At 60.6% G+C, this 12,146-nt stretch carries 10 protein-coding genes; 4 read left to right on the top strand and 6 right to left on the bottom strand.

Going from position 1 to position 12,146, the window contains the following annotated elements; translation table 11 throughout:
- Window positions 1-19 precede the first annotated feature (19 nt).
- Window positions 20-910 carry a carbohydrate ABC transporter permease gene (locus CIC07_RS08975; protein WP_076358226.1) on the bottom strand — a complete coding sequence of 297 codons (891 nt, stop codon included), beginning with the start codon at window positions 908-910 and terminating at the stop codon, window positions 20-22.
- A 106-nt stretch (window positions 911-1,016) separates the two neighbouring features.
- The gene (locus CIC07_RS08970) at window positions 1,017-2,345 is read right to left on the bottom strand and encodes an ABC transporter substrate-binding protein (protein ID WP_442953354.1); all 1,329 of its coding nucleotides are present in this window, start codon (window positions 2,343-2,345) and stop codon (window positions 1,017-1,019) included.
- A gap of 309 nt (window positions 2,346-2,654) precedes the next feature.
- On the opposite strand from CIC07_RS08970, the gene CIC07_RS08965 reads away from it, so the two are divergent.
- The 4 genes from CIC07_RS08965 to CIC07_RS08950 are packed head-to-tail and all read left to right on the top strand — an operon-like array spanning window position 2,655 to window position 8,181.
- Window positions 2,655-3,344, top strand: a complete 690-nt coding sequence (locus CIC07_RS08965; protein WP_076358228.1) for an ABC transporter ATP-binding protein — start codon at window positions 2,655-2,657, stop codon at window positions 3,342-3,344.
- Window positions 3,328-4,347, top strand: coding sequence for an efflux RND transporter periplasmic adaptor subunit (locus CIC07_RS08960; RefSeq protein ID WP_157741883.1), 1,020 nt, complete (start codon window positions 3,328-3,330; stop codon window positions 4,345-4,347). The genes CIC07_RS08965 and CIC07_RS08960 overlap by 17 nt, the downstream gene beginning before the upstream one ends.
- 36 nt (window positions 4,348-4,383) lie before the next feature.
- A complete protein-coding gene (locus CIC07_RS08955) occupies window positions 4,384-7,278 on the top strand; it encodes an ABC transporter permease (RefSeq protein ID WP_076358230.1) in 2,895 nt (964 codons plus the stop codon).
- A gap of 6 nt (window positions 7,279-7,284) precedes the next feature.
- Entirely contained in the window at window positions 7,285-8,181 is an 897-nt protein-coding gene (locus tag CIC07_RS08950) for an ABC transporter ATP-binding protein (RefSeq protein ID WP_076358231.1), read from the top strand.
- Between the two features lie 221 nt (window positions 8,182-8,402).
- Here CIC07_RS08950 and CIC07_RS08945 read toward each other — a convergent pair whose 3' ends face one another.
- From CIC07_RS08945 to CIC07_RS08930, 4 genes are all read right to left on the bottom strand, one after another.
- Entirely contained in the window at window positions 8,403-9,641 is a 1,239-nt protein-coding gene (locus CIC07_RS08945) for an MFS transporter (protein ID WP_076358232.1), read from the bottom strand.
- 166 nt (window positions 9,642-9,807) lie between these two features.
- Window positions 9,808-10,029 (bottom strand): hypothetical protein, encoded by a 222-nt coding sequence (locus CIC07_RS08940; RefSeq protein WP_076358233.1) that lies wholly within the window; start codon window positions 10,027-10,029, stop codon window positions 9,808-9,810.
- A gap of 173 nt (window positions 10,030-10,202) precedes the next feature.
- Entirely contained in the window at window positions 10,203-10,733 is a 531-nt protein-coding gene (locus CIC07_RS08935) for a PadR family transcriptional regulator (RefSeq protein ID WP_076358234.1), read from the bottom strand.
- An 82-nt stretch (window positions 10,734-10,815) separates the two neighbouring features.
- Window positions 10,816-11,973 carry a YhgE/Pip domain-containing protein gene (locus CIC07_RS08930; protein WP_076358235.1) on the bottom strand — a complete coding sequence of 386 codons (1,158 nt, stop codon included), beginning with the start codon at window positions 11,971-11,973 and terminating at the stop codon, window positions 10,816-10,818.
- Between the last annotated feature and the right edge of the window lie 173 nt (window positions 11,974-12,146).

Genomic DNA, 12,146 nt, shown 5'->3' with positions numbered 1-12,146 from the left:
TTCATAGGGCGGATTCTCCTTAAGACTTCATCGAACGGATGTAGAACAGGCTCAGCACGATTCCGATCAGCAGGAGCAGCAGCGAGATGGCGGTCCCGTATCCGAGCTGATAATTGACGAAGGCCTGATTGTACATGAAGATCGGCAGCGTCGTCGTCGCCGTGCCGGGTCCGCCTCCGGTCATCGCGTAGATGAGGCCGAACACTCCGAGCGTCTGCAGCGTCACGAGCATCATGTTCGTCATGATGGAATCCTTGATGTACGGAATCGTAATCCGGATCAGAATCTGCCATCTCGAAGCGCCGTCCACGACGGCAGCCTCCTCGATCTCGTTCGGCACATCGTCCAGCGCCGCCTGGAACACAAGCATAGAGAAGGCCGTGCCATGCCAGATGTTCGCCAGGATGACCGTGAACATGGGCATCGTGTACAGCCAGGCGACGCCTTTCGCTCCGACAAATCCGAGAATGGCGTTGAGCGTCCCTTCGTCGCCGAAAAAGCTGTACAGGCATAAGGCGCATACGATCTCCGGCGTCACCCATCCCGCCAGCACGACCGTGCCGATGATGCGCCGGAACGTCTTGTTCCTGCGCTTCATCAGCAGCGCGATCAGAAAGCCGAGCGCCTGCTGTCCGATGACCGCCGATCCCAGCAGAAAAACGATCGTGTTCCAGATGCCCGTCCTCACCGCGGGATCCTTGAACATATGCGTGTAATTGTCGATGCCGATGAACTTCAGCTCCTTCGCCGATTCCCCGGTCAGCGCGAGATTCGTGAAGGAGTAGAAGAAGGTCAGCAGGATCGGATAGATGAAGAAGAGCAGCATGATGGCGACGGACGGAAGCAGAAAGTAGATCCACGTCCGGTTCTTGCGCGTCCTGCCCGGCCCGGCGGCCGCTATGGAGCTCATGGTCGATCCCTCCTATCGGATATTCCGCGCGCAGGCGCTCCGCTTCCCGATTCACGTGATGCAGATGCCCCGGACCGTCATTCGATCCGGGGCCGCGGCCTTGCCGCTATTTCTCCATCGTATGGTCGGCCCCCACGATTCTCGATACGTCCTGCGCGTACTTGCTGGCCGCGTCCGCCGGCGGCGTGCCGGTCGCGACCGATTCCACCATCGTCTGGATCTGGGTGGACACCTCCGGATATTTATCCTGGGCAGGGCGGAACTCCGCATTTTTGAGGTAATCGGTGGCGATCTCGTTGAACGGCATCTTCGTGTAGGCCGGATCCTTGGAGACGTCCGCCCGGACGGTGATGTTGCCTGAAGCGATGACCAGCTTGGCGGTGTTCTCTTTATTCAGAGCGTACTTGATGAATGCCCACGCCGCGTCCTTATGCTTGGCGTTGCTCGGGATCGAGAGCGCCCAGCCGCCGGCCAGCGTGATGGAGCCCGGCGCCTGGCCTTTGCTCGTCGGCATCGGGGCGAAGCCGAGCACATCCTTGTATTCCGGCCATGGAGCGGCTCCGCCGTCCAGGTAGTTGCCTGGAATCCACGAGCCGTCCAGCGAGATGGCGAGCTTGCCCTTGGGCAGGTATTCACGCGTCGCCGTATTGCCCGCTTGCCCGTTCAGCACCTTGGAGAGCGGCGGGCCCAGCTTCTCCTTGCTGACCGTTTCGATGAAGGAGAGCGCGTCGTCGATTCCCTGGCTCTTGGTGATCCATTTGCCGCTCGCGTCGTCGTAGAGCCTCTCCCCGGTTCCGTAGAGCAGCATCTCGTAGGTCTGCATCGAGGTCGCCTCGCCCGTCGCCTTGCCCATGTTCATCCAGATCGGCACGACATCCGGCTCCTTGGCCTTGATCGCTCTGGCCGCGTCCAGCACCTCATCCCAGGTTTTCGGCTTCCAGTCCTCCGGCAGGCCCGCTTTCTTGAACAGCTCCTTGTTGTACCAGAGTCCCCTGGAATCCGTGTTGTAAGGAACCCCGTACACCTTGCCGTCGCTGGCCGTCACGCCTTTTTTCATCGCCTCGATGAAGGAGCCGTTGCTCCAGTCCTCCCAGCCCTTCAGCCTCTCGTCCAGCGGCTCCAGATAACCCGCCGCGGCGTCAGAGTTGAGAATGAACGTATCCTCGGTCACGATGTCGGGGGCGGTGTCCTTGGACTTCAGCGCGAGCGCGATCTTCGCGAAATAATCCCCCTCCGACGCCTGGATCGGAGTCGGCTTGATCTCGATGCTTTTGTCCGGAAACGTCGATGCGACCTCCTTGATCCACTTGTACAGAACGCCCTTCTCTCCGATGCCGTCATCCCTGTACGTAATGGTTACCGTCGTCTTGCCGGAACCGGCCTTGCCGCCGTCTCCGGACTGGCTGCTGCAGCCTATCGCCATCACCGTGCACATGACGGCTGCTCCCGCAGCCATCAGCCTCCGATTGCCTGGCCTCATGGAATCCCCTCCCGATATCCGCTTCACCAATGGATGCGCTTACAAAATGCCAATACCAACATACGGCCGCACTTGGCTCTTTAGTACGTTCAGGCTCATGTTGTCGCGATCTCGCACTCCGGCCGCCTGAAATGTCGCGAACCAGCAGGCCTCCGGCCAAGATCATAAGATCCGACATAACCAAGGTGGATTCAGACCTTGCAACCGCTCCCAGATCCGGTAAATTAATGGTAAAGGAATTGAACATAGAGAGGTGAACGACCCATGCCCGCAGCTTCGCCGCTTATTCTCCAGGCTTCCCGCATCACCCGCACCTTCGGCAGGGGCAAGAGCTCCGTCGCCGTGCTCAAGGGCATCGATCTCGCGCTTCCCGCAGGCAAGCTGGTCGCGCTCAAGGGAAGATCCGGATCCGGCAAGACGACCCTGATCAATCTGCTCGGAGCGCTGGATACGCCGACCGAAGGCATCATCGAGCTCGGCGGCCGCGACCTGACGAAGCTGACCGGCCGCCAGCGGGATGAGCTCCGGCGGACCGAGATCGGCCTCATCTTCCAGTCCTTCGCCCTCGTGCCGCTCATGACCGCCTACGAGAACGTCGAGTTCATGCTCCGGGTAGCGGGAGTGCCCGCCAAGGAACGCGAGGCGGCCGCCATCGCCGCTCTCGAGCAGGTCGGCCTCGCGGAGCGCATGCATCACCGTCCGTTCGAGCTGTCGGGAGGCGAGCAGCAGCGCACCGCCATCGCCAGGGCGATCGCCCGCAGGCCCGCGCTCGTGCTGGCCGACGAACCGACGGCCGAGCTCGACAGCCGCACCGGGCTTACGATCATGAAGGCCTTTCGAGAGCTTGTCCAGCAAGGCCTGACCGTCGTGCTTACCACCCACGACCCCGCCATCATGGAGGTTGCCGATCTCGTATTCGAATTGGAGGATGGCCACATTGCCGAAGTCCGTTAGCTTGTCCGCTGCAGCCGCGCTTCTCGTCCTGTCTCTGGCCGCATCGGGCTGCTCCCTCCTTCCGCGCGAGGAAGCGGAGCTGAAGCCGCCGCTAGTCAAGCCCGCATCGGAAAATTACCGGACGGCCGAAGCCGCCAAAGGCACCGTCCAGAAAGAAGTCAGCGGCACCGGAGCCTTCGAATCCTTGAGCACCGACCGGGCTCAGCTGTCGGGCCAAGGAGGCCGGCTGGAGAAGATCGAGGTCCAGGCCGGAGACCGCGTCCAAGCCGGAGATGTGCTCGCCCGGCTGCTTGTGGACGGCCTCGACCTGCAGGTGAAGGAGCAGGAGCTTGCCGCAGAGCGCGCTTCGTATGCCTTGAAGCTGATGCCCTCATCCGACAAGGAAGGGCGCAGGCTGGCAGGCCTGCAGCTGGATATCGAAAGGCTCAAATACGCGAGATTGAAGGAGCGGCTGGAGCATACCGTCATCCGCTCCAAGCTCAGCGGCGTCGTCACGTTTGCCGATTCGCTCCAGGAAGGAGATCCCGTCGCGCCCTACCAGACGCTGGCCGTCGTCTCGGATCCGTCCAGGCTGCGGCTCGCAATGGGATTCGATTCCGGAGGAGACCTCGGCGGCGTCAAGCTCGGCTCGCCGGCCGAAGTGAAGATCGGGGACAACACCTATGCCGCCAAAGTCGTGCAGACGCCGGATTCGGCTCCGCAGACGCCGAACAAGGCGCTGGCGGACAAATACGCCTCCACCCTGTACCTGAGCGTCCAGGGCTTGCCCGGCAATGTGGAGATCGGCACGCAGGCAAGCATCCTCATCATCACCGAGCAGCGCAAAAATACGCTCGTCATTCCGAAGAGCGGCCTGCGGACTTACCAGGGACGGACGTTCGTCCGGCTGCTGGAGGACGGCAAGCGGCTGCGGGAAGCCGATGTCGAAGCCGGCATCTCCAGCTCCACCGACGTCGAGATTTTGAAAGGCCTGAAGGAGGGGCAGGTCATTGTCCTGCAATAACCGCTCTCTCACCCCGCTCATAGAGGAGGCCTGGACATGGCCCTGCTGACGATGATCTTCCGCAAGCTGGCGAACAACAGATGGCTGGCCGCCAGCTTGCTTCTCGGCATGGTGCTGACGACCGGCCTCGTCAGCACCATGCCGGTCTACTCCGACGCCATCCTCTCCCGCATGCTCGTGAAGGACCTGGAGAGGCGGCAGCAGGATTCGGGCGTGCATTCCGGCACCTATTTCTCCAAAATCACCTTGATGGACATGAAGGCGGATAAGAAGCTCCAGGCCGTCTCCAGCCTGGACCGCTTCATGAATGACGAGGCTGTCCCCGGCTTCGGACTGCCGCTCAAGCAGGCTGCGACCGAGCTGCAGACCGAACAGCTCGTGCTGGAGGTGGAAGGCTCCGCCGCCGATCCCAAGCAGCTCAAGCCTACCGGAGCCATCCGCTCCGTCAGCGGCATCCAGGATCATATCCGCCTGATCGACGGCCGGCTGCCTTCACCGCAGCCGGATGCGGACGGCGCCTATGAGGTCATGGTCAACCAGCGGACGCTTCAGGAGCTCGACTTCGTGCTCGGCCGGATCGTCAGGCTTGATGACGACAGCCGCAACCTGCATCTGCGCCTTAAGCCCGTCGGCAGCTTCGGCGTCCAGCAGGAAGGCGACCTCTTCTTCCGCGACCCGTCGCTCGATGATTACAACCGCGTCTTCGTCATGGATGAAGGCTTGTTCGCCAAGGAGATGCTGGCTGCCCGCAAGGCTCCCCTATTCTCCGCCAGCTGGTATTTCGTGCTGGACTACACGAAGATGACGCTGCGCGGTATCGAGCCTTTCCTGAGCACCGATCAGGCGATCCGGAGCGCTGCAGGCAAGCTCGTCCCGGTCAGCCAAACCAAGTTCGACGTCCCGGCCGCAGCGGCGATCGACAGCTATGGAGAGCGGTCGCAGCGCCTCGCGACGCTGATGTGGTCCCTCGACATCCCGGTGCTGATCATGCTGGCATTCTATATGTACATGGTGTCCGAACTCATCGCCGGCAGGCAGAAGAACGAGATCGCCGTCCTGCGCAGCCGCGGCGCTTCGAGGCTGCAGATCATCTCTGCGTTCGCCGCCGAAGGGCTGATGATAGCCGGAGCCGCCTTCGCGGCCGGACCGTACCTCGCAGCCGGATTGACGGAGCTGCTCGGCGCATCGAGCGGCTTCCTGCAATTCGTCCAACGCTCCAGGCTTCCCGTCCATGTCGGCGCCGAGGCGTTCGCCTATTCGGGAGCGGCGGCCGCCATCGCCTTCGCCATGACGCTGCTGCCCGTCATCCGCGCCACTCGCTTCACGATCGTCGGCCACAAGCAGTCTCTGGCAAGAGCCGGCCGGACGCCTTTATGGCGCAAAGCATTCGTGGACATCATCCTGCTCGGCGTTTCCTTCTACGGCCTCTATACGTTCCGGGAACGGCTGCACAGCCTGAAGACGCTCGGACTCGGCTCGGAAGACCTGCGGATCGATCCGCTCCAGTTCGTCGTGCCCGCGCTGTTCATGATCGGAGCCGGCCTGCTGCTGCTGCGCCTCTATCCGCTGCTGCTCGCCGCCGTCTACAGGCTCGGACGCCGCTGGTGGCCGCCGTCCTGGTACGCTTCCCTGATCCAGGTGGGCCGCTCTCTCGTCCAGTACCAGTTCCTCATGCTCTTCCTCATCCTGACCATCGCCTCCGGCGTGTTCAGCGCGGGGGCGGCCAGAACGATCAACAACAACCGCGAGGAACAGATCCGGTATCGCAACGGAGCGGATTTCGTCCTCTCCGGCCCCTGGCAGTCCGATGTGCCGGCGGACGCTTCGGCTTACTCGCCTGGCGGCGGAGAAGCCAAGGCTGCCGGGGCCGATTCGCCCGTCGTCCATTACACGGAGCCTCCCTTCGACGCCTACCCGGCCCTGCCCGGAGTCGAGCACGCGGCGAAGGTGTTCATCAAGAAGGATGCCGCCTTCACTGCAGGCGGAAGCGGCGGCACCGCCGAGCTCATGGGCATCGATAGTGATGATTTCGGAGCGACGGCCTGGTTCGGCGACTCCATCCTCCGTTATCCGCTGGCCGATTATCTCAATCTGATCGCCCCGGATCCGCGCGCGGTTCTGATCTCGCAGACGCTGGCCGAAGACAAGAAGGTGAAGCCCGGCGACACGATCTGGGCCGGCTGGGACAAGATCGATCCGCAGCCGTTCGTCGTATACGGCATCCTGCCTTTCTTTCCGTCCTTCAATCCCAATCCGGGAGCGGCAGGCGGGTTGCAGGCCTCTCAAGACTCCGTCTCAGGCAGCATGCCGATGCTCATCGTCGGCCATCTGTCTCGCATTCAGTTCCAGCTCGCGCTCGAGCCCTATCAGGTTTGGCTGAAGATGAAGCCCGGCGCCTCCACGGCGCGGCTCTACGAGGGCATTTCCCATGCCGGCCTGAACTTGACCAGCATCGTCAATACAAGAGATGAGCTCGCGCGAGCCAAAAACGATCCCTTCTTCATGGCGCTCAACGGCATCCTGACGCTGGGATTCCTGATCTCGATTCTCGTCGCCTTCGCCGGGTTCATGCTGTACTGGATTCTGACGTTGAAAGGGCGTACGCTTCAAAACGGCGTTTTGCGCGCCGTCGGCCTGTCGCTGCGCCAGCTGATCGGCATGCTCGCCCTGGAGCAGCTGCTCACTTCGGGAACGGCCGTCCTGATCGGCATGGCCGCAGGCTACTCGGCGAGCCGCTTGTTCGTCCCCCATTTCCAGCTGGCATTCGACCCGGCGGCTCTCGTCCCGCCATTCCGGGTCATCCTTGCCGCCGGCGATTTCGCCAAGCTGTACGGGATGGTCGGCATGACGCTGCTGATCGGCTTGGCCGTGCTCGGGATCATGCTGTCCAGAAGCCGGATCCATCAAGCGCTCAAGCTCGGGGAGGACTGATTCGATATGATTCATTGCGAAGGGCTGGTCAAAATCTATAAGGCCGCCGGGCTGGAGGTATTCGCCCTGCAGGGCCTCGATCTCGAGGTCGAGGCCGGCGAGCTGATGGCCATCATCGGCAACAGCGGCAGCGGGAAGTCGACTCTGCTCAATATGCTGGGCGGACTGGACCGCCCCTCGGCCGGCAAGCTGGTCGTGAACGGGCGCGACATGCTCAAGATGAGCGAGCGTGATCTCGTCGCCTACAAGCGCAGCAGCGTCGGCTTCGTCTGGCAGAACAATGCCCGCAACCTGATCCCCTACCTCACCGCTCAGGAAAATGTCGAGCTGCCTCTCCTGCTCGGCGGGAAGCCGCGCCGCGAACGCGCGCTGGAGCTGCTGGAGGCGGTCGGTCTCGGCCATCGGCGCGGCAGCAAGCTGCACCAGCTGTCCGGCGGCGAGCAGCAGCGGGTCGCCGTCGCGATCGCGCTGGCAGGCGGACCGAGGCTGCTGCTCGCGGATGAGCCGACGGGGTCGCTCGATTCCCGGATGTCGGACCAGATTCTCGACTTGTTCCGCGACTTGAACCGGACGACGGGAATCACGATTGTCATCGTCACCCATGATCCGCTGCTCGCCCGGAAGGTGGAGAGGGTCGTCGCGATCCGCGACGGCAAAACCTCCTCTGAAATGATCCGCCGCAAATCCTATGCCGAGGAGCTGCTGGAGCTGGAGCAAGGCATTGCTCCCGGCGCGCGGGACGAAGCCGATTCGCATGTCGAATACGCCGTCCTCGACAAAGCCGGACGGCTGCAGGTTCCGGCCTCCTACCTGGAGTCCATCGGTGCCAAGGACCGCAACAAGGTCAAGCTGGAGCTGGCGGACGGCGCTATCCGGCTGACAGCTCCGGATGAAAGGAACTAGCCTTGCGTTTGAGCGGCATTCCCCAATAGGCAGTTCCGGCTTCTTCAACATCACGGCAGGCTGGACCGGCGCGGCGCGCTTGCATGTCACCCTGCCGGGAAAAAAGCGGCAATCAAAAAGAGCCCCTCCCGATGGAGTCGCTCTTGATAGGTGCATCTATGGATGAATGACAAGCTGACATCTGCGGATGAATGGATGGGTGGATGGATGCTGACTTCCGTTCATTGACGCTCCTTCACCAGTCCCGGCAGCGCGAACTGCAGAGCCGCCATGCCGAACAGCACCGCCGCCATGAACGACGGCCGCATATCGGCCGCGCACAGGAGCAGCAGCGCGATCGATACGGCACGACCGGCGTTGAGGAACAGCTCCCGCATGATGACCGACTCGACGCGCAGCTGCCCCTTGAGCGGCAGCTGGCCGATCAGCCGGTAATAATACGAGGTCAGCGTGTTGACCGCGAGCGGGTTGAACACCGAGAACAGGATCATGAAGGCGGCGACGGACCACAGCTTCACGTCCAGCAGCAGGAGCGCCGCCCCGAGCGTGACTCCGATCGAGGAGATGAGCAGGTAGAGGCGCACATGCTCCTGCTGGGCGGAGCGGGAAATGACATACCCGGTAGCGACCGTCAAGGCGGAGAACAGCACGCCGAGATAGCCGACCCAGTCCTCGCGGCCGACGGTGCGGAACAGCAGGATGTTGGGAAGGAACAGCATGATTCCCTGGAACAGGCCGAAGACGAAGAAGCTGTACAGCGCTCTGCGCCATCTCCTGTGCTTGGACATCAGCAAGCCCATCAGATTCAGATAATAGGTGCGGTGGCGCATAGTTTGCATCGGAATCCGGAAGCTGATGACGGCCGCGGCCGCGAACATGACAAAGGCCAGCGCAAAAATAAGGATATACCCTTGCAGCCCTTCGCTGCGGCGGATGATGAGGCCCGCCAGCGCCGGACCGGCAAGGCCGGCGGAATTGAAGGCGATCATGTTGATCGCCAGATACCGGATCCGGTTCGTTTCCGTAGACACGTCGTATTGAAGCACGAGATAGCCGACCCAATAGAAGCCGGACGATATTCCGTTCAACAGCGCGAACAGGACATAATATTCCGCTACCCGCTCCTGGGCGACGACGACAAGCAGGTAAAACAGGGCGATCATGACGATGCCCAGCCTGTATGCGGCCATCCGATCCTTGCGCTTGGCCAGCCAGCCGCCCGCGGCGAACGCCGCCGGGGTGATCGCGAAGCAGATGATGTTGTACAGCCCGTTGATCGCGAGGTCCTCGGTCAGCCTCCACAAGTACAGGTTGAGAAACAAGCCCGACATCGATGCCCCGAACTGGAAGCAGCTATGGATGATCAGCGAGGTGACCGCATCCCGGCTCAGCTTCCTTTCCGGCGGAACGGCCGCTCCCCGTCCTATCTTCCCTTTTGCCCATTGAAGCACTGAATCCATTCCCCTCTGCGGCGTTTAAAAATAACTTTTTGTTTTGGCTTGAACCGCGCCGAAAATAGACGGCTCTTCCGAGCAAAGCCGGAAGGCCAGCTGGAACGAATTCTATTATACGTCAATTCTCAGGGAATGGAATGCAAGACGGCGCCATCCTTGAATGCGCCGTCGATCAGCGTTCATTGCCATGCTTGAAATGTCCGGTTGCTTTGGCAAGCAGCAGCTGGATTTCGAAATCTCCCGCCGTTTGGGCGGCCGCAATGAATTTCTCGGCTTTTTTGCCGGCCAGCGTCGACACGGCCTTGCCCTGCCAGGAAATGAATACTTTCCTGTCTTTGGAGATCCGGTATTCAAACGGATTCTCATCCAGTCTATTTCGCTTGTCGATCGGCACTCAGCTTCACCTTCGCTTAGAGTTCGGCTGCTCTCATTGTAAAGGAGCCCGAGCCTCTCCGGCAGGTGAATAATGGCTGAACCCGAACAAACCCAGGCTGGCCCCGAAGGGCTTCCCAGGTCTGTTCCAGCTCTGTTTAAAAGCTGCCAGAGCCTAGTTTCTGCCGCTACCAATCAAGATTCATTCAGCTGCTCCAGCACCTTGCGCAGCCAGCGGATGTCGTTACGGATGGACTCATCGGCATGGTCGATGATCAGCCTGACGGCGGACCGCTTCGCGTCGGGCACGCTGCCAAGCGCGGGATCGGACTCCTCGATCTGGCGGATGCGGCTCTCGAGCCTGGCGACCGCCTCCCCGATCAGATAAATCAGCTTCTGCTTGTCCACTTTGTCCAGGAACATGAGGGAAGAATACAGCGAGGTCGCCGAGCTGAATTTCTGGAAGGCGGCATAGATTTCCTCCTCCAGCGCTAGCCTTCCTTTTTCCGTGATGCCATAGGTTGTTTTCTCCGGGCGGTTGTCGGTTTGGACGACCTCTATTTTACGGATGAGCCCTTTTTTGGCCAGCACCTCGAATTGATAATAGAGCGTTCCGTCGTTGATCGTCACATTGCCGTCCAGCGGCTTCAGAACCTGCTTTTTGATATCGTAGGGATGTCGATCCCCTTCGCTGAGCGTTCCGAGGATGAAGATTTGAAGCGACATCGGCGAGCCTCCTTAACGTCCATCGTGAACCGAATAGAGGCCGACCAGGCGGCAATGCCCGTCAGCCCCTTTGGTATTCAGTTTACATGAAAAGCGGCTGTCCTGCAGTCTCGGCATGGTCCAGAGGTTTCCTGACCGCCTTGAAATGATGGATCACGCTGTTGACGATCAGCGCGCCGAGCCCGACGAGGCCGAGGCCAAGCAGATAATCGGCCGTCCGGCCGCCGCCGAACAGGATGTTGTAGTCGAGGTGGACCGTATAGTACATCGGAGAAATGTAGCTGAACCACTCGAAGTAAGCCGGCATCATCTCGCGCGGCACGACGGCTCCGTTCGCGATCGTCTGCGTCAGCAGGACCGGCAGGTTCACAATCATGCCGGCCTGGCCGAGCAGGAGGCAGAACAGGCTCGTGAACGTGATGGCGACGAACATTTCCAGCGCGTGGACCATCCACATCTGCAGGAAGGCTTCGGCGCCGTAGCCATGGACGGAGAAGTAGATCGCGAGCCCGACCAGCGGAGCGATCAGCGAGAGCAGCGCGTTCACTCCCTGCAAGGCTCCGAAGGCGCGCCATTTGCCCATGCGTCCCTTGAGCTGGTTCAGCGTGCCGATGCTCATCATGGAATAGATCATCGCTCCGACGTACGTAGCCATCGTCAGGAACATCGGCGCCATCTGATTATGCGTTCCCGCAGGCTGCGGGTTGGTGGACACGATAGTCGTCTCGACCTTGCCCATGATGCTTTCCACGGTCTGCTTCGACTGGTCGGCAGGCATCTTCATGCCCTGCAGCAGTCCCTCGAAGCTCTGAGACTGGATCTGAGCGATGATCTTGGACGAGACCTGGTTCACCACGCTGTGCATGCTGCTCGTAACCGTAGCGGGATTGGATTCATTGATGAAAAAGTCCAGCTTGGCCTGCTCGCCTTGCGCAGACAGCTTGCCTGTAAAATCGGCCGGAATATGCATGATGAACTGAATATCCCTGTCCTCAAGCTGCTGCTTGGCCTGATCGAGGCTGGCATCCGTCACGACATGGAAGGGAAGCTGCTCCTTCAGCTGCTCGACGAACTTGGCTCCGGACTGCTGATCCTCGTTGACGATGGCTACCGTCAAATCCGGAAGATTTTTAGGAACCGCGCTGTAGCCCGACATAAAGATGCCGATCATGATGATCTGGTAAAAAACGATCATGAATACGCCGCTCATGATCATCTTGTTTTTCAGAAATGCTTTCATGCTTCCACTCCATCTCTCTTTACTTGATATTGAATACTTTATTTAGAGTAATCTAACTAAAGTGATGAAGTCAATGCGGATCGGCATGCATTTCTTTTAGTAGGCAAGCATTTCATGGCGATATCATGAACGTTCGCGCATGCATTGCCTCCCCGGAGAGGGGGAAAACGCGC

It is taken from the genome of Paenibacillus sp. RUD330, assembly GCF_002243345.2.
In the GTDB taxonomy this organism is placed as follows: domain Bacteria; phylum Bacillota; class Bacilli; order Paenibacillales; family Paenibacillaceae; genus Paenibacillus_O.
Note: the sequence above shows the minus strand (reverse complement) of the source record. Positions and strands in the feature narration are given on the sequence as shown.